The sequence below is a fragment of the Streptomyces sp. NPDC001781 genome (assembly GCF_053596035.1).
In genome coordinates, this window is the sequence record NZ_JBSFFI010000028.1 from 53,951 (window position 1) to 70,492 (window position 16,542).

At 73.7% G+C, this 16,542-nt stretch carries 15 protein-coding genes; 5 read left to right on the forward strand and 10 right to left on the reverse strand.

Annotated elements, in window-relative coordinates; all coding sequences use genetic code 11:
* Positions 1-310: 310 nt before the first annotated feature.
* The 9 genes from ACWCV3_RS23245 to ACWCV3_RS23285 all read right to left on the reverse strand — a co-directional run bounded on the left by ACWCV3_RS23245 (position 311) and on the right by ACWCV3_RS23285 (position 11,460).
* A complete protein-coding gene (locus ACWCV3_RS23245; protein WP_451227349.1) occupies positions 311-1,456 on the reverse strand; it encodes a hypothetical protein in 1,146 nt (381 codons plus the stop codon).
* Positions 1,453-3,108 carry a DUF3492 domain-containing protein gene (locus tag ACWCV3_RS23250; protein ID WP_451227352.1) on the reverse strand — a complete coding sequence of 552 codons (1,656 nt, stop codon included), beginning with the start codon at positions 3,106-3,108 and terminating at the stop codon, positions 1,453-1,455. The genes ACWCV3_RS23245 and ACWCV3_RS23250 overlap by 4 nt, the downstream gene beginning before the upstream one ends.
* Positions 3,109-3,474: 366 nt before the next feature.
* Complete coding sequence (locus tag ACWCV3_RS23255; protein WP_451227355.1) at positions 3,475-5,106, reverse strand: dipeptide ABC transporter ATP-binding protein; 1,632 nt, start codon at positions 5,104-5,106, stop codon at positions 3,475-3,477.
* On the reverse strand, positions 5,103-6,101 hold the full coding sequence (locus ACWCV3_RS23260) for an ABC transporter permease (protein ID WP_451227358.1): 999 nt from the start codon (positions 6,099-6,101) through the stop codon (positions 5,103-5,105). The genes ACWCV3_RS23255 and ACWCV3_RS23260 overlap by 4 nt, the downstream gene beginning before the upstream one ends.
* Entirely contained in the window at positions 6,098-7,093 is a 996-nt protein-coding gene (locus ACWCV3_RS23265) for an ABC transporter permease (protein WP_451227360.1), read from the reverse strand. Before ACWCV3_RS23265 ends, ACWCV3_RS23260 begins: the two co-directional genes overlap by 4 nt.
* A gap of 4 nt (positions 7,094-7,097) precedes the next feature.
* The gene (locus tag ACWCV3_RS23270; protein ID WP_451227363.1) at positions 7,098-8,810 is read right to left on the reverse strand and encodes an ABC transporter substrate-binding protein; all 1,713 of its coding nucleotides are present in this window, start codon (positions 8,808-8,810) and stop codon (positions 7,098-7,100) included.
* A 183-nt stretch (positions 8,811-8,993) separates the two neighbouring features.
* Positions 8,994-9,089 (reverse strand): Ms4533A family Cys-rich leader peptide, encoded by a 96-nt coding sequence (locus ACWCV3_RS23275; protein ID WP_451227366.1) that lies wholly within the window; start codon positions 9,087-9,089, stop codon positions 8,994-8,996.
* 80 nt (positions 9,090-9,169) lie between these two features.
* Positions 9,170-10,420, reverse strand: a complete 1,251-nt coding sequence (locus ACWCV3_RS23280) for a DUF3152 domain-containing protein (protein ID WP_451227422.1) — start codon at positions 10,418-10,420, stop codon at positions 9,170-9,172.
* 59 nt (positions 10,421-10,479) lie between these two features.
* Positions 10,480-11,460, reverse strand: a complete 981-nt coding sequence (locus tag ACWCV3_RS23285; protein WP_451227369.1) for an alpha/beta fold hydrolase — start codon at positions 11,458-11,460, stop codon at positions 10,480-10,482.
* A gap of 212 nt (positions 11,461-11,672) precedes the next feature.
* On the opposite strand from ACWCV3_RS23285, the gene ACWCV3_RS23290 reads away from it, so the two are divergent.
* From ACWCV3_RS23290 to ACWCV3_RS23305, 4 genes are all read left to right on the forward strand, one after another.
* Complete coding sequence (locus tag ACWCV3_RS23290) at positions 11,673-11,900, forward strand: hypothetical protein (RefSeq protein WP_451227371.1); 228 nt, start codon at positions 11,673-11,675, stop codon at positions 11,898-11,900.
* 144 nt (positions 11,901-12,044) lie between these two features.
* The gene (locus ACWCV3_RS23295) at positions 12,045-12,686 is read left to right on the forward strand and encodes a TetR/AcrR family transcriptional regulator (RefSeq protein WP_030807272.1); all 642 of its coding nucleotides are present in this window, start codon (positions 12,045-12,047) and stop codon (positions 12,684-12,686) included.
* A 136-nt stretch (positions 12,687-12,822) separates the two neighbouring features.
* The gene (locus tag ACWCV3_RS23300; RefSeq protein WP_030807269.1) at positions 12,823-13,050 is read left to right on the forward strand and encodes a DUF3107 domain-containing protein; all 228 of its coding nucleotides are present in this window, start codon (positions 12,823-12,825) and stop codon (positions 13,048-13,050) included.
* Between the two features lie 170 nt (positions 13,051-13,220).
* Positions 13,221-13,490 (forward strand): hypothetical protein, encoded by a 270-nt coding sequence (locus tag ACWCV3_RS23305; protein ID WP_451227376.1) that lies wholly within the window; start codon positions 13,221-13,223, stop codon positions 13,488-13,490.
* 17 nt (positions 13,491-13,507) lie between these two features.
* Here the strand turns inward: ACWCV3_RS23305 and ACWCV3_RS23310 are convergent, their stop codons facing one another.
* Positions 13,508-14,251: a ferritin-like fold-containing protein gene (locus tag ACWCV3_RS23310; RefSeq protein WP_451227378.1), complete on the reverse strand. Its 744-nt coding sequence runs from the start codon at positions 14,249-14,251 to the stop codon at positions 13,508-13,510.
* A 514-nt stretch (positions 14,252-14,765) separates the two neighbouring features.
* Here ACWCV3_RS23310 and ACWCV3_RS23315 point away from each other — a divergent pair.
* Positions 14,766-16,542 (forward strand): DEAD/DEAH box helicase (locus ACWCV3_RS23315; RefSeq protein ID WP_451227425.1); only part of this gene is annotated, 1,777 nt, incomplete at its 3' end.

Below are 16,542 nucleotides of genomic sequence, written 5' to 3' on the forward strand. Positions count from 1 at the left end.
GGCTGCTCCCACGGACCCGGCCACTGCGGTGACTCCGTGTCGGGAGGTGGTCATCTGGTGTTCTCCTTCTCAGGGATGAAGGGGGTAGCGGACGTGGGGGCGGTGGGGCGCCGACGGTCGTGGGAGAGCCGGGGGCCGGCTCGGGGTACCGGACGCGGGTTCCCGGGCGCCCTCGGCCGGGCCGCGGGGGCGGGCGACGGGCCCGGATGCGTGGCCGCGGAGGCCTGGGCCGGCCCGGGCGGGAACGTCCGCCGGCGGCCGGGTGCCCGGCCGCCGCCCTCGTCCCGTGACCGCCCGGCATCCGCGTGCCTCACTCCGGGCCCCCCGCGGGCGCGTGGGCCGAGGCGCGGGTGAGGGTGCGCAGGGCGTGGACCAGGAGGACCAGGGCCGCGCAGCCGCAGCTCAGGGTCGGGACGGCGGCCGGCCCCAGGGAGTCCGCCAGGGTCGTCACCGGTAAGGCGAGGAACCCGCAGCCGGGGAGCCGTCCGCTCAGCACCAGCGCCGGCGCCGCCACCTCGGCGGCGGCCGCCGCGCCCAGGATCACGGCCGGCGCGTGCCGGTGCCGGTGGACGGTGAGGAGGCGGGCGAGGAAGAGCAGGGCACCCAGGGTGAGGCCCTGCGGACAGGCAGGGTCCTCGTGCAGTACGGCGCCGGTCAGGGCGAGCAGGCCGGCCAGGGCGGCCAGGTACAGCGCGAGGACGCCGAGCAGCAGGGGGCGTGCGCCGGAGGTGAAGTCCTCCAGGCCCCGGCTGCCCGCGAGCCGTCGGCGGGCGCCGAGGTCGAGCAGGTGGGCGCACCAGGCCGCGGGTGCGCAGGCCAGCGCGAGGGCCAGTGCGGGCGCGGTGGCGGCGGGCCAGGGTCCGTCCGGGGCGCCGGTGGGCAGCGCGTCGGGGCCGCCGCTCATCACGGCGTCCAGCAGGCCGTCGCCGAGGAGCCCGTACCCGAGCAGGCAGACGGTCCACACGGGGGCGGAGTGCCTGGGGGCAGCGCCGGGGCGGGCCGCGAGGGGGCCCCGGCCGAGGGCGGCGCGTACGGCGAGAGCCACCGCGAGGAGTCCGCCGAGAGCGACCAGGGGACGGGCGGTGCCGTGGCCGAGCCGCAGCCCCACGACGGCGCCGGAGGCGACCGCGCCGGGCAGCAGGGTGAGCAGCACCCAGCCGGCGCGGATGCGCGGGGCGGGGCCGGGGACGGGCTCGGGCGACGGGTCGGCGGCGCGGGGGACGCGCGCGTACAGCTCCTCGGCGAGGGAGAACACGTCCCGGTGCCGGTAGCGGGCGGCGGAGCGGTCGGTGAAGCCGTGCGACTCCAGCCCCGCCGCGATCTCCAGCGGGTCCACGGCCCGCTCGCACAGCTCCCGGTGCTGGTGCAGCAGGGCCTTCACGGGGTCGACGGTCCCCCTGCGCGGGGCGGCCTCGGAGGCGACCGCACCCGCGGCCGTTCTGTTCACGTCCCTCATCGCGCCCCCTCCGCCCCGACGCGGACCGGCTCCGGTGAGGCGCGCAGCAGGGTGGGAAGGGTCCAGCGGCCGGGCACGTGGGCCTCGGCGGGGACGGCGAACGGCAGCGGCTCCCCCGCCTCGTCCACGGCGACCCGGCGCACCGGGCAGTGCGACATGATCTCCAGGTAAATGCCGTGAAATGCCGCGATGTTCTGGTCGACGCCGAACAGCTCCAGCGCCCGCGCCCGCGCCGCCGCCCCCAGCCGCGCCCGGCGCTCGGGGTCGCGCAGCAGCGCCACGCACGCCTCGGCGAGCGCCCGCGGGTTGCGCGGCGGTACGACGAGCCCGGTGCCCCCGATGACCTCCACCACCGCGCCCACGTCCGTGGACACCGTGGCCCGGCCGCAGAACATCGCCTCGGCCAGGCTGACCGGGAACCCCTCGACCACACTGGACAGCACGACCACGGCCCCGGCGGCGTAGGCGTCGGGCAGCGTCGGCGCCTCGGGCGCCCCCACCTCGGTGAACGACACGGGGTTGTCCCCCACCGCGTGCAGCCCCTCCGCCTCGTCCGGGAAGAGCTGGGCGGCCAGCGCCCGGCACTGGGCGAGGTACGCCTGCCCCTCGGCCCCCACGGGCACCCCCACGATGCGCAGCCGCGCGTGCGACTCCTCCTTGCGGACCTCGGCGAAGGCGTGCAGCAGCGAGACCAGGTCCCGGCCGGGCTCGATCCGGCCGACCCACACCAGCGTGTCCGCGTCGGCGCGGTCGGGCGCCTCGCCGACCTCGGCGAACCGGTCGGCGTCCATGCCCGGATGGACGGTGCGGATGCGGGCCCGGTCGGCGCCGCACCGCTCCTGCCAGCGGCGGGCGTGGCCGCTGCCGGGGGTGAGGATCTCGGCGCGCCGGTAGACCTCGGCGGCGAGCCGCCGGTGGAAGGCGCCGAGCAGCGCGCGGACGGCGGGGGCGGCGCTGTCCGGACCGAGGGCGAGGTAGTGCGCGCGGAGCTGGACGCCGTACTCGGTGACCAGCAGGGGCACGCCGGAGAAGTGCCGGGCGAGCAGGCCGGGCAGGGCGGCGGAACCGCCGGAGGTGGCGTGGCAGAGGTCGACGGCGGCGAGGGCGTCCTCGCCGTACCAGTCGAGGGAGAGGGGGCGCAGGGCGCGGGCGATGTGGTCGGTGACGGCCAGCAGGTCGGGGACGCGCGCCTCGTGCGCCGCGCGCGGCGCGCCGGGGGCGCGGCAGGCGCGTTCCAGGGCGGTCACGGCGTGATCGGAGCGGAGGGCTCCGGTCAGGGAGCCGGTGTCGCGGGCGAGTTCGGCGAGGCTGTACAGCGCGTTGCCGAAACGGTCCGCCACGTCGGCGGCGGAGTCCTCCCGCGGGGCGTGGACCGCGCCGAGCAGCTCGCCGTAGTACTCGGCGAACCGCCTGCGCGCGCGGCGGCCCAGCGCGGAGCCCTCGTCCCCGGCCGTCCACGGCCGGACAGTGCGCACCCGTCTGACCTGCGGCGGGATCGGCACCCAGCCGTCGTCCTCATGCCGCCGGCCGCTCTTGAGCGTGTAGACGTCGAACTCGTGCTGCCCGAGCCCGCGCACGAGCCGGTCGCACCAGAGCCCGGTGTCACCGCCGGCATACGGATAGCCACCCTCGGTAAGCAGTCCGATGCGCACGCGTGCACCCCCGATCTCCCGTGTGTGGGAGCCGCCGTCGTCCCGGCGGCTCGCAGCGGGACGAACGTACGCGGAGAGGGCGGTGGCGCGACGGACGGTTGTCCGCCGCACCACCAAAAGGGGTGAACGGCCGTAACTTTCGCCGGCGAGACGCGTTCCGACACGCTAGTGCTGTGACCGGAAGGGTTCACCGGCTCGCGGCGTCCGGCACGGCACCTCGCCGCGTTGTCGCATCGCCCGAGTACATCCAGTACGCGGGCGGTGCTCCGCCTTGCGATGCACCGCACCGGACGCCGCGAGCTTTCCGGCAAACCTTTCCGGTCACAGCACTAGGAGATCGCGCGGTGACGTTCCGCACGCGAGACGTCACGCCGGAGCGGGCTCCCTCCGAGCCGCCCGGCGCCGCGCGGCGACCTCCGGGTCCAGCGCCGGTACGGCGGCGAGGAGTTGGCGGGTGTAGGGGTCGCGCGGACTCTCGTACACCTCGTCGGCCGGCCCCGTCTCGACGATCTGCCCGCGGCGCATGACGGCGACCCGGTCGCTGACCTGGCGGACGACGGCGAGGTCGTGCGCGATGAAGACGAGCGCAAGCCCGAGCTCCCGGCGCAACTCGTCCAGCAGAGCGACCACTTGGGCCTGGGTGGTGACGTCGAGCGCGGACACCGGTTCGTCGCAGACGATGACACGCGGGTCGGCGGCGAGGGCCCGCGCGATGCCGATGCGCTGGCGCTGCCCTCCGCTGAACTCGTGCGGGTAGCGGTCGTGGTGGGCCGCTTCGAGACCGACCCGCTCCAGCAGTCCGGCCACCCGCTCGCGGACGGCCCCGTCGTCCCTCCGCCACTCCCGGCCTCGCTCGGGCGAGGAGACGCCCATCCGCTTCGCGCGCAGCGGGTCGGCGATCGAATCGCCCACCGTTCGGCGGGGGTTGAGGGAGGACGCCGGGTCCTGGAAGACCATCTGCACGGCCGGGTCGACGCCGCGGTGGACGCGTCCGTCGTACCGGATGACGCCCGCCGTCGGCTCCAGCAGCCCGACCAGCATGCGGCCCAGGGTGGTCTTGCCGCTGCCGCTCTCCCCCACGATCCCCAGGGTCTCGCCCCGGCGCAGGGTCAGCGAGACGTCGTCCACGGCGGTGAACGCCCCGCGCCCGCGCCCGAACTCCTTCCGCAGCCCGGCCGCTTCGAGCACGGTCTCCCCAGCCTCGGCGGCGGGCGCGGTACGGGGCGCGTCCACGCGCGGCACCGCGGCGAGGAGTTCACGGGTGTACGGCCGCGCGGGAGCGGCCAGTACCTGGCGCAGCGGACCGTGTTCGACCGCGCGGCCGTGCCGCATCACGAGCACGTCGTCGGCGCTCTCGGCGGCGACGCCCACGTCATGGGTGACGAGCAGCAGGCCGAGCCCGTTCTCCTGGCGCAGGGTGTGCAGCAGGTCGAGGATCTGGGCCTGCACGGTGACGTCGAGCGCGGTGGTCGGCTCGTCCGCGATGAGCAGCTCGGGTTCGCACGCCAACGCCATGGCGATCAGCGCGCGTTGGCGCATGCCCCCGCTGAACTCGTGCGGCCGGGACCGGGCGCGCCGGGCGGCGTCCGGGATGCCGACCCGGTCCAGTACCTCGACGGCGCGCGCACGTGCGGCCCGCCGGGTGCCGCGGGTGTGGACGCGGTACACCTCGGCGATCTGGTCGCCCACCGCGTAGTGCGGGTCGAGCGAGGACAGCGGGTCCTGGAACACCATGGCGGCCTTGGCGCCGCGCAGCCTCCGCAGCTCGGCGTCGGAGGCGGCGGCCACGTCGGTGCCGGCCACCAGGACCGAGCCGCCGACCCGGGCTCCGGTGTCCCGGTGCAGTCCCAGCAGGGCGCCGGCGACGGTGGACTTGCCGGAACCGGACTCGCCCACCAGGGCCAGCGCGGCCCCCTCCTCCAGCGTGAAGGAGAGTCCGTCCACGGCGCGCAGGGCGCCGAACTCGACGGTGAGATCGGTGACTTCGACCAGGCTCATGCGAGGACCACCCGGCGGTCGGCCAGCGCGTACAGGACGTCCGCGACGGCGTTGGAGATGACGACGAAGAAGGCGACGACCAGGACCATGCCGACGACCACGGGCAGGTCGACGACCTTGACCGCGTGCACCAGCTCCTGGCCGATGCCGGGCAGCCCGAACAGGGTCTCGGTGAGGACCGCGCCGCCGATGGCGGAGCCGACGTTGTTGGCGTTGAGGGCGATCACGGGGGCGAGCGCGCCGCGCAGGGCGTGCCGTCCCACGATGGCCCGCTCGCCGACGCCGTAGGCGCGGAAGGTGCGGATGTGGTCCTCGGCGAGGGTCTCCAGCATGGCCGAGCGGGTGAGCCGGGCGAACGCGGCAGCCTCGATCAGGGCCAGCGACAGCCACGGCAGCAGCAGGTTCCACGCCCACTGCTCGGGGTCGTCGCCGAAGCGCACGTACTGCGGGAAGGGCAGCAGCTGGAGTTCGCCGCAGACCACGATCATCAGCACCAGACCGAGCACGAACACGGGGGTGGCCCAGCCGGCCAGGGTCAGCACGGTGAGCACCCGCTCGGAGAGCCGGCCGCGGCGCCAGGCGGAGAGGACGCCGGTGCCGACGCCGATGACCAGCCAGAGCACCATCGCGCCGGCCACCAGCGAGAGGCTGACCGGCAGCTTGGCCAGCAGCAGCGTGAGCACCTGCTGGTCGCTCTGGTAGGAGAGCCCGAGGCAGGGCGCCGCGCAGTGCTCGACCGAGGTGCCGGTGGAGTAGTCCTGGCCGGCGAACAGCCCCTGGAGGAAGTGGAGGTAGCGCAGGTAGAGCGGGTCGTCGAGCCGGAGCTGGGCCGCGACCTGGTGCACCTGCGCGGGGGAGCAGCGCGGGCCGCAGGTGATCTGGGCGACGTCGCCGGGGGTGGCGTAGAAGACCACGTAGACGAGGACCGAGACGGCGAGCAGGGTGACGAGCGTGCCCGCCGCCCGGCGCAGCAGGAATCCGCCGAAGCCGTTCACGCGGCGTCCTCCTTCCGGGCGCGGCCGGTGCCGACGCGCAGCCGGGAGGCGGCGCGGGGGTCGAGTGCGGTGCGCACGCCGTCGCCGAGGACGGTGAGGGCGAGCACGGTGGTGAACAGGGCGCCGGCCGGGAACAGCAGGTACTGCGGTGCGGCCTGGTACCAGACGTCGGCGGCGGTGATCATCTGTCCCCAGGAGGGCGTCGGCGGCTTCACCCCGACGCCGAGGAAGGACAGCGCGGCCTCGGCGGAGATGTTGGTGGGCACCAGCAGCGCGGCGTAGGTGATGACGGGCGCGGCGAGGCCGGGCAGCAGCTCGCGGCGGGCCACGCGCACGGCGCCCCATCCGCTGAGCCGGGCGGCGGCCACGTGGTCGAGGCCCTTGAGGGTGAGGGTCTGGGCGCGCACGATCTTGGCGACGTTGCCCCAGGCGATCAGCCCGATGACGAGAGCGACCAGCACCGGGCGGGGGAAGCTCGCGGGCACGATGGCCAGCAGCGCCAGGGCCATGATCATGAGCGGCAGCGCCACGATGATGTCGGTGATCCGGCTGAGGACCTGGTCCAGCCAGCGGCTGCCCATGGCGGCGGCCACGCCGGCACTGACGCCGATGAGCACCTGGATGAGGGTGGCCGCGAGGGCGACGCCCAGCGAGACGCGGGCGCCCTCCACCAGCCGGGCGAACAGGTCGCGGCCGGTCTGCGGTTCGACGCCCAGCCAGTGCTCGGCACTGATCCCGCCGAGCGGCCCGATGGGCACGCCACCGCGCGCGGAGTCGACCAGGCCGGGGTGGTACGTGGTGGGGTCCTGGCCCTCGACTGCGGTGAGGAGCGGCGCGGCGAGCGCCACCAGGACGAGGAGCGCGACGACGGCCGCGGCGACCAGGGCGGCCCGCTGCGCGCGCAGCCGCCGCCAGAACTGACGGGCCCCCGAGGCCGCCGGGGCGGTGACGTCCGCTCCGGCGGCCTCGACGGCGACGAGTGCTTCGCTCACGGGGTCACTTCACCGCGACCTGGGAGATGTCCAGCACGCCGGTCCAGTCGCTGATCACGACGTTCTTGACGTCCGAGCCGTACAGACGCTTGTAGACGGGGTGGAACAGCGGGACGACGAGGGCCTGCTGGGCGATCTTCTTGTCCAGCGCGCCCCAGCGGGCCGCGGCCTCGTCCAGGTCGGTCAGCTTGTTGATGGCGTCGATCTCGGTGTTGACGGACTTGTCGTCCAGCAGACCGGTGTTGAAGTTCGCGCCGTCCCTGACGATCTGGCGGCCGTCGAAGATCGGGGCGAGGAAGGGACCGCCGGAGGGCCAGTCGGCACCCCAGTGGGCGAGGAAGAAGCCGGGCTCGGTCCTGGTGCTGTGGATCTTGTCGCGGTAGTCGTTGTCCTCAAGGCCCTGGAGCCTGACCGTGATCCCGGCCTTCTTCAGGGCGTCCTGGAGGGCGGTGGCGATCTCGGGGCTGGTCTCGAAGTCCTTGCTGTTGGAGTGCGTGAGGGTGACGGTCAGCCCGTTCGGGTGCCCGGCCTCCTTCAGCAGCTCCTTCGCCTTGGCCGCGTTGCCCGACCTGCCCGCCGGGAACAGGTCGTGCGGGGTGTACCCGAAGGACTTCTGGTCGGGCAGGAAGGTGGTGGCGGGCTCGGCGAGAGCGGAACCGCCGGCCGCGTTCACCACCGAGGAGCGGTCGACCGCGTACGAGATCGCCTGGCGCACCTTGGGGTCGTCGAACGGCTTCACCTCCGGGTTGAAGGCGATGTAGTTCGTGTAACCGAAGTGGCCGGTGCCCACGCGGGCGGCGAGGCTCTTGTCGCCGCTGACGCGTGCGAGTTCGGCCGGGCCGAGGTTGGTGTCGGTGGTGACGGCGGCCTTGTCGGTGCCCTGGGAGGCGGCGAGCCGCTGGTTGATGACGGAGGAGTCGAGCCCGGAGCGCACGTCGACCTTGTCCGGGTACGCCTTGCGCTCGTCGTCGCCGCTCCAGTGCGGGTTGCGCTCCAGCAGGACGCGCTCGCCGTCGTTCTGGTTCCGGACCACCTTGTACGGCCCCGAGGAGATCGGGTGCTGCTCGTACTTGGTGCCGGTGTCCTTGCTCTTCGGCACCGGGGTGAACTGCGTCTGGGTGGCGAGGAAGGGGAACTCGCCCTCGGGCTTGTTCAGGTGGAAGACGATCGTGCGGGCGTCCGGCGTGGTGATCGCGGAGAGGCCCTTCTTGTCCTTGTACGGCCCCTGGTAGTCGGCGGCGCCGTTCAGCCAGTCCCGCAGGTACGGCGCGCCACCGGAGAGTTCGGGGGCGAAGGATCGCTCGATGCCGTACTTGATGTCGGCCGAGGTGATCGGCGTCCCGTCCTCGTACTTCAGCCCCTTCTTCAGGGTGTACGTCCACACGGTGGCGTCCTTGTTGGGACGGCCGGTGTCGGTGGCGAGGTCGGGGACCACCTTGGCGCCCTCGGCGCCGTTCTCGCGGTTGCGCGTGGTGAGGGTGCGGAAGACCAGCGAGGGGACGTTGCCGCCGCCGGAGGTGTAGAGGCGGGCCGGGTCGAAGTCGGTCTGGGCCTCGGCGTTCAGCACGGTGAGGGTGCCGCCCTTGTGGGGCGTGGAGTCGCCACCGGCGCCCTTGGCATCGCTGTCCTCAGGGCCGCAGGCGGCGGCGCCCGCTGCCACGACCAGGCCGACGGATGCCGCTGCCACGCGGCGCGCTATGACGGACGATTGACGCATCGGAAATGACGACCTCTCGGGGGAACCCCCGGAATGTCCGAGGGGTGAGACATGGGAACGAGGAATGAGACACCTGCGGACAGGTGCCGGCCCCGGCGTCAGTCGTCGAGAGATCCCGCGAGGAGACTCACGGGCGGCAGGGTGAAAAGGGCACGCATCGACGCGGACACCGGGAAGGCGGTGTCAGCGACAGTCGATGTCGGCCACGCAGAGAGCGGTCACGCCGATGAGCGCCAGCTCGATGGCGGCGCTGCGAAAGACGGCTTGACGGGACCACATGCGCAGAAATATGAACCAACTTGCGACTCATGTCAATGTGACATGAGTCGGCCCCACCGGCCCCTGCGGCTACTCGTACGTCAACTCTTCGGGTAGGGCCAGGCGTTGGGCAGGCAGTGGATTCCGTCGTGGTCGAGGAACTTCGTCTGCTGCTGCATCACCGGGGCGATCGCGCCGTCCTTCTGGCAGGTGACGTGCCCGTGCCCGAGCCGGTGTCCGACCTCGTGGTTGATCAGCATCTGGCGGTAGGCGTGGATCCTGGCGTCCCCGTAGGTGACGCTGCCCTGCGCCCAGCGGTACGCGTTGATCATCACGCGCTCGGTGGCGGCCGAGTCGCAGGAGACGTTGTCCTCGGTGGTGTCCAGGCCCGACTTGGCGCACCACCGCGCGGTCGTGCCGGGGCTGGCCAGGGTGATCACGAAGTCCGGCTTGCCGGTGGAGACCCGTTCGAAGGCGCGCTCCCCGCCGTGCGCCCAGCTCCGGCCGTCGTTGAGGGTGCGCTGCACGGCGTCGGCGAACAGCGCGCCGTCAAGACCGAGCCCCTGCTCCACGTCGACCCGGTACGTCGTCTTCGGTCCCTTGCCGGGCGCCTTGGCCGTGCCGGGCACGGTGTCGAACCTGCCGGAACCCTTGAGGGTCGCTCCGAGGGGATAGAGCCGGCCCATCTTCTGGGCGTACGTCAGCGGCACGGCGCTCGGCGCGCTGGAGGGCACGGCCTGGGCGGCGGGCGGCAGGCCGCCTCCCGCGGCCTGGGCCCGCGACTCGCCCTGGGCGCGGCCGTCGGCCACCTGTCCGGCGACGACGACGGCGAGCACGGTGGTCACCGCGGCGGCCGCGACCCCGGTGAAGGCGCGCCCCTTGCCGCCGTGCCGGGCCGCCGCGGGCACGGCGGCCGGAGGCTTCCCGTCCGCACCCGGCGCGATCCCCTGCCGCGGTACCTCGGCACGCCGGGGCGCCGGGGGCGCGGCACCCTCCGCGAAGGCGTCCAGGTACTCCCGGCGCGGCCCGGGCCCGGAGTCCGCGGGCTCCGCGCGCCGCTGCCTCGGGAAGGGTGTCGGGGTGGCACGCCGGTTCTCGAACTCCCCCCAGCCGCCGCCCACTTCATGCTGCTCGGGGTGAGCGCCGCGGGCGGCCCCGAAGGCACCGGGCCCCCGGTCGTCCGCGCGCCGTCCGGACGGGACATGACGTCCGGCACCGCTGACGGTCGCGCCGGAGGCACCGCGAGGTGCGGAACTCCACGGCTCCCCGCCCCGCGGGCGCGGGCGTGCGGCGAAGTCACCCGTCCCGGCACCGTCCCCGGTGCCCCCGGCCGCGGGGCCGGTGCCCTCTATGGCCGAGGCGTCACCTTGGGGATCCGGTCCTCGGCGGCTGTGTCGTCCCACCCCTGCCCTCAGTTCTCCGCGTTCGTGGCGCCCGATGCGGCGCTGTCCGCGAGGAGTTCGCGGAACGCCCTGGCCACCAGCTCCGGGTATTCCATCATCGCCACGTGCCCGGCGTCCGGAAGGGACAGCAGACGGGAGTCCCTGAAGGAGCGGGCGGCCTTGGCGGCCATGCGGAAGCCGACGAGCTGGTCCCGGCCACCGTAGACCAGCAGGGTCGGCGCGAGCACCCGCTCCGCCTGCCGCCACAGCCCCTGCTGGCCGCCCAGTGTGTACGCGTCCACGATCCCGCGCGCCGAGCGGGTCATCGCGTCCCAGAAGTACGGCAGCCTCAGGCGCCGCTCCAGTTCCTCCACCGCGTACCCGAACGCCTCCGGGGTCACGGTCGTGGGATCCCCGTAACAGAGGGCGGTCACCCCGCGCACCCGCTGCTCGGCGGTCCACTCACGGGTCACCCGGTTGAACAGCGCGGCCACGCCGGGCACACCCATCAGGGCGGTGGGGACCGCGCTGCGCTGGATGCGCAGCTCCGGCAGGGCGGGCGAGACGAGCGTCAGCGTGCGCACCAGGTCCGGCCGGACGGCGGCCACGCGGGTGGAGACCGCGCCGCCGAGCGAGTTGCCCAGCAGGTGGACCGGGCCGGGTCCGGCCGCGTCCAGGTGGCGGATGACCGCGCGCGCGTGGCCGGTGACCGAGTAGTCCCCGTCGTCCGGCGGCGGGGAGTCGCCGAAGCCCGGCAGGTCGACGGCCTCGGAGGCCACGACACCGTCCAGCGCGGCCATCAGCGGTGACCAGTTCTGCGAGGAACCGCCGAGCCCGTGCACGAACAGGGCGGGCTCGAGACCTTCCCGGGCGGTCGGCCGGGACCGCAGCGTCAGGGTGACTCCCGGCAGCCGTACCGACCTCATCTGCTCGCCCTCGCCCACCCTTACGGGGGCGACCCGGGGGAGCACGCTCGCGGCCGGCACGGAAGGCGACTCGGTCGAAGACATGCGGCAATGTTACGAGACGATCACACCGCATCTCATGTGTTCGCCCTCACAGGCAGGGACACCGGGGACGCCGGTCCGGTACCGCCGACGGCGTGGCGTGGCCCCGGGCGGTCTCCTAGGCTCGTATGCAAGCGCAGCCGCGGGGTACCCGCCCGAGCCGGAGGGTCCGGAAGGAGATTTCCGGACGGAAGCTGGATGAAAGGGAGGCCGTCATGGCCCACGACCCCACCGAGCCGGACGAGATCGAGAGCTCCGACGACGACACCGAGGCCGGGATCGCCGACGTCGAGGCCCCCGGGCCCGACGCCGCCGAGCAGCGGGCCCCCCTCACGGAGGAGCGGGACGAGCCGCTGACCGGGGTGGACCCGGACCGGGGCAGCGAGGGCGATCTCATCGAGCAGGCCCGCGTGGTCCGCACCGACGAGGAGGACTACCGCTGAACCGGCGCGCACCGGGGCCGGGTCCACGGCTTTCGCCGCCGTCCGGTACGTGAAATTCTGCGCTCGCACCGCGCACACCGGGGTTACCGAAAAGTACGATGGCCGCGCGGCCGACACCGCATGAGGACGACATTGGGAGGCGGCGTGACAGCCATCGAGCAAACAGAGGCAGCACGCCCGCGCGGCACCCGTCTGCCGCGCCGAGCCCGGCGCAACCAGTTGCTGGGCGCTGCCCAGGAGGTTTTCGTCGCCCAGGGCTACCACGCGGCCGCGATGGACGACATCGCAGAGCGCGCCGGAGTCAGCAAGCCGGTGCTCTACCAGCACTTCCCCGGCAAGCTCGACCTCTACCTGGCCCTGCTGGACCAGCACTGCGAGGCCCTGATCCAGGCCGTGCGCGCCGCGCTCGCCTCGACGACCGACAACAAGCAGCGCGTGCGGGCGACCATGGACGCCTATTTCGCGTACATCGAGCACGACGGCGGCGCCTTCCGCCTGGTGTTCGAGTCGGACCTGACGAACGAGCCGGCCGTGCGCGAGCGCGTCGACAAGGTGACCACCGAGTGCGCCGAGGCGATCTGCGAGGTCATCGCGGAGGACACCGGCCTGTCCCGCGCGGAGTCGATGCTGCTGGCCTCCGGGCTCGGCGGGCTCGCCCAGGTGGTGGCGCGTTCCTGGCTGCACAGCGACCGCAGCGTGCCGCGCGACCAGGCGGTGCAGTTGCTCGCCTCGCTGGCGTGGCGCGGCATCGCCGGATTCCCGCTGCACGGCACCGACCACCACTGACCCTCCGGCGCGCCGATGGGGCGTGTTCGCTGATGGCGTTCCCGCCAGAAGCATGCGCGTCCCCTCACCGGGCTAATGTGTGCTGCGTACGGCGCGGCAGAACGCGCACATCACTGACCGTCGGAGGGACATAGCCGTGGAGGTCAAGATCGGCGTGCAGCACGCGCCCCGCGAGATCGTTCTGGAGAGCGGTCAGAGCGCCGAGGAGGTCGAGCGCGTCGTGGCCGACGCCCTGGCCGGCAAGTCGCCGCTGCTGAGCCTGGAGGACGAGCGCGGCCGCAAGGTCGTGGTCCCCGCGGACCGTCTGGCGTACGTCGAGATCGGCGCGCCGACCGCGCGCAAGGTCGGTTTCGGCACGCTGTAGGCGCGACACCCGTGAAGGGCCCGGTGGCACCCGCCACCGGGCCCTTTTCGCTGTCCCCCGGCGCGCACGGCTCGCACACGGGGTGGGCACAGGGCAGGATTGCAACGCGCAGGTCACGGGTAAGTCGGGCTGTGACCGCATGGGCACGCAGACGTGGGAGGGACCCCTCGATGATCCTCGAAGTGCTCGGTTCGGCCGCGCTCGGACTCGTCCTCGCCTTCGCGGCGGCGCACCGCCTGCCGCACCGGCTGCCCGCCCGCCCGCTGGTCTTCGCCACCGCGGTGGCGGGTGCGCTCTTCGGGGACTTCGTCACGCACAGCGCCCTGGGCCCGGCCCCGGTGCTGCTCACCCTGATCGGCGCGGCCGTCGTGTCCGCCGCGTCCCTGTCGCTGCTGTTGCGCCCGTCCGGGCGGCTCCGCCGGCGATCCGCGCCCGCGTAGCCGCCCTTGACGGACAATCAGGCCGCGAGGCCCAGTGCGGCCATCCGCTTGGTGTGCGCCTCGGTGATCCGGGTGAACATCCGGCCGACCTCCGCGAGATCGAAGCCGTCCGCGACCCCGCCGACCAGCATCGTGGACAGCGCGTCCCGGTCGGCGACGACCCGCTGCGACTGTGACAGCGCCTCGCCCATCAGCCGCCGCGCCCACAGCGCGAGCCGCCCGCCCACGCGGGGGTCGGCGTCGATGGCCGCGCGGACCTTCTCCACCGCGAACTCCGCGTGCCCGGTGTCGTCCAGCACGGCGAGGACGAGTTCCCGGGTGTCGTGGTCGAGCCGGGCCGCGACCTCGCGGTAGAAGTCACTGGCGATCGAGTCGCCGACGTACGCCTTGACCAGGCCCTCCAGCCAGTCCGAGGGTGCCGTCTGCTTGTGGAAGCTCTCCAGCGCGGCGACGAAGGGGTCCATCGCCGCGGTGGGCTCCGCGCCGATCTCCGTCAGCCGGTCGCGCAGCCGCTCGAAGTGGTGGAACTCCGCCGAGGCCATCTTGGCCAGCTCCGCCTTGTCCGAGAGGGTCGGCGCCAGCTTGGCGTCCTCCGCGAGCCGCTCGAACGCGGCCAGCTCGCCGTACGCGAGCGCGCCGAGCAGGTCCACGACGGCGGCGCGGTACTGCGGGTCCGCCGCGGCCGTCGCCCAGTCCTGGGCGGCGACACCGGTGGCGGCGCCCGCGTTCTCGGGGTTCTCAGGCTTGTCAGAGCTAGTCATGAGGCGCACAATAGCCCGCTCGCCCTCTCCGGGAAGCTCCTGGCCGATCACTGTGACCACGACTACGTGACCGATTCGGCCATCGCGTGTGCGGCAATCCGGGGTATGGTGGTAATGCGCCCGTCGAGTGCGCCGACGCTCTTCGGTGTGTTCGGGGCCTTCTGGCAGTGGCGCACGCATGAGGATGCCCGGTCGGTGGCCCGATCGGCTCCGACCTGACAGCCCTCCTGGGCCGTGCGGCACGCGCGCACGGCGAGCGGAGGGACATCCTTAGCGGTTCGAGCGCTAGAGCGTCGGCAGTGGTCCCGTGTCTTACGGCTTGCCCCAGTTGGTTCGCCCGTACGGCGGCCGACGTGCCCGGCACGGTCAGACATGATCCCCGCGCTCGCCTCGCGCCGCACACACAAGAAGAGGCAAAACCCTGACTACGACATTTCGTGACCTCGGCATTCTTTCCGAGACCGCCGAGGCGCTGGAAGCCGTCGGCATCGTCAACCCCTTCCCGATCCAGGAGCTGACCCTTCCGGTCGCCCTCTCGGGCAGCGACGTCATCGGCCAGGCCAAGACCGGCACGGGCAAGACCCTCGGTTTCGGCCTGCCGCTGCTGGAGCGCGTCGTCGTTCCCGCCGACGTCGAGGCCGGCCGTGCCGCCCCCGAGGCGCTGACCAGCGCGCCGCAGGCGCTCATCGTCGTGCCGACCCGCGAGCTGTGCACCCAGGTCACCAACGACCTGCTGACCGCCGGCAAGGCACGCAACGTCCGCGTCCTCGCCATCTACGGCGGCCGTGCCTACGAGCCGCAGGTCGAGGCCCTGAACAAGGGCGTCGACGTCGTCGTCGGCACCCCCGGCCGCCTCCTGGACCTCGCGGGCCAGAAGAAGCTCGACCTGTCGCACGTGAAGTGCCTGGTGCTGGACGAGGCCGACGAGATGCTCGACCTGGGCTTCCTGCCCGACGTCGAGAAGATCGTCAACATGCTGCCGGCCAAGCGCCAGACCATGCTGTTCTCGGCCACCATGCCGGGCGCGGTCATCGGTCTCGCCCGCCGCTACATGTCCCGCCCCACGCACATCCGTGCCACCGCGCCGGACGACGAGGGCGCGACGGTCGCCAACATCAAGCAGTTCGTCTACCGCGGCCACTCCATGGACAAGCCGGAGATGATCGCCCGCATACTGCAGGCCGAGGGCCGCGGTCTGGCGATGATCTTCTGCCGTACCAAGCGCACCGCCGCCGACATCGCCGAGCAGCTCCAGCGCCGGGGCTTCGCCTCCGGCGCGGTCCACGGCGACCTCGGCCAGGGCGCCCGCGAGCAGGCGCTGCGCGCCTTCCGCAACGGCAAGGTGGACGTGCTGGTCTGCACCGACGTCGCCGCGCGCGGCATCGACGTCGGTGGCGTGACCCACGTCATCAACTACCAGTCCCCCGAGGACGAGAAGACCTACCTGCACCGGGTCGGCCGCACCGGCCGCGCGGGCGCCAAGGGCACGGCCGTCACGTTCGTCGACTGGGACGACATCCCGCGCTGGCAGCTCATCAACAAGGCGCTGGAGCTGGACTTCAACGAGCCGGTGGAGACGTACTCGACGTCCCCGCACCTCTTCTCCGACCTCGACATCCCGGCCGGCACCAAGGGTGTCCTGCCGCGCTCGGAGCGCACGCGCGCCGGGCTCGACGCGGAGATGGTGGAGGACCTCGGCGAGACCGGTGGCCGCGGTGCGCGTGGCGGCCGTCCCGGCCGGGGCGGGCGTCCCGAGGCCGCGCCGGAGCGCGAGCGTTCCGAGCGCACTCCGCGTCGCCGTCGCCGGATGCGCGGCGGCGCCCCGGTGGAGGCCGGTGCCGCCCCGGCGGAGACCACCGCCGTCGAGGAGCCGCAGGCTCCCCGCACCCCGCGCCGCCGTCGCCGTACCCGCGGCGGGGCTTCGGGCGAGGCGGCGGCCGCTCCCGCCACCGCCGTGGTGGAGACGGCGGTGACGCCGGAGGCCGTGGCCGAGGCTCCCGCCCAGCCGCGCCGCCGCACCCGTAAGCGCGCGGAGGCGGCCCCCGTGGCCGAGGCCGTGGTCGAGGCGCCGGTCGTGGAGGCGGTCGCCGAGGCCGCCGTGGCCGAGGCCCCGAAGCAGCCTCGCCGCCGTACGCGCAAGACCGCGGAGGCGACCCCCGAGACCGCCGTCGAGGCGCCGGCCCTGGAGGCGGTCACCGAGGCCGCCGTGGCCGAGGCCCCGAAGCAGCCTCGCCGCCGTACGCGCAAGACCGCGGAGGCGACCCCCGAGACCGCCGTCGAGGCGCCGGCCC

Bases quoted from the DNA above. Each gene is read 5' to 3' on its own strand.
- ACWCV3_RS23290 (WP_451227371.1), top strand. From the start codon at position 11,673: ATGGCCCACGACCCCACCGAGCCGGACGAGATCGAGAGCTCCGACGAC.
- ACWCV3_RS23270 (WP_451227363.1), bottom strand. From the start codon at position 8,810: ATGCGTCAATCGTCCGTCATAGCGCGCCGCGTGGCAGCGGCATCCGTC.
- ACWCV3_RS23255 (WP_451227355.1), bottom strand. From the start codon at position 5,106: ATGAGCCTGGTCGAAGTCACCGATCTCACCGTCGAGTTCGGCGCCCTG.
- ACWCV3_RS23245 (WP_451227349.1), bottom strand. From the start codon at position 1,456: ATGAGGGACGTGAACAGAACGGCCGCGGGTGCGGTCGCCTCCGAGGCC.
- ACWCV3_RS23285 (WP_451227369.1), bottom strand. From the start codon at position 11,460: ATGTCTTCGACCGAGTCGCCTTCCGTGCCGGCCGCGAGCGTGCTCCCC.
- ACWCV3_RS23310 (WP_451227378.1), bottom strand. From the start codon at position 14,251: ATGACTAGCTCTGACAAGCCTGAGAACCCCGAGAACGCGGGCGCCGCC.
- ACWCV3_RS23275 (WP_451227366.1), bottom strand. From the start codon at position 9,089: ATGTGGTCCCGTCAAGCCGTCTTTCGCAGCGCCGCCATCGAGCTGGCG.
- ACWCV3_RS23305 (WP_451227376.1), top strand. From the start codon at position 13,221: ATGATCCTCGAAGTGCTCGGTTCGGCCGCGCTCGGACTCGTCCTCGCC.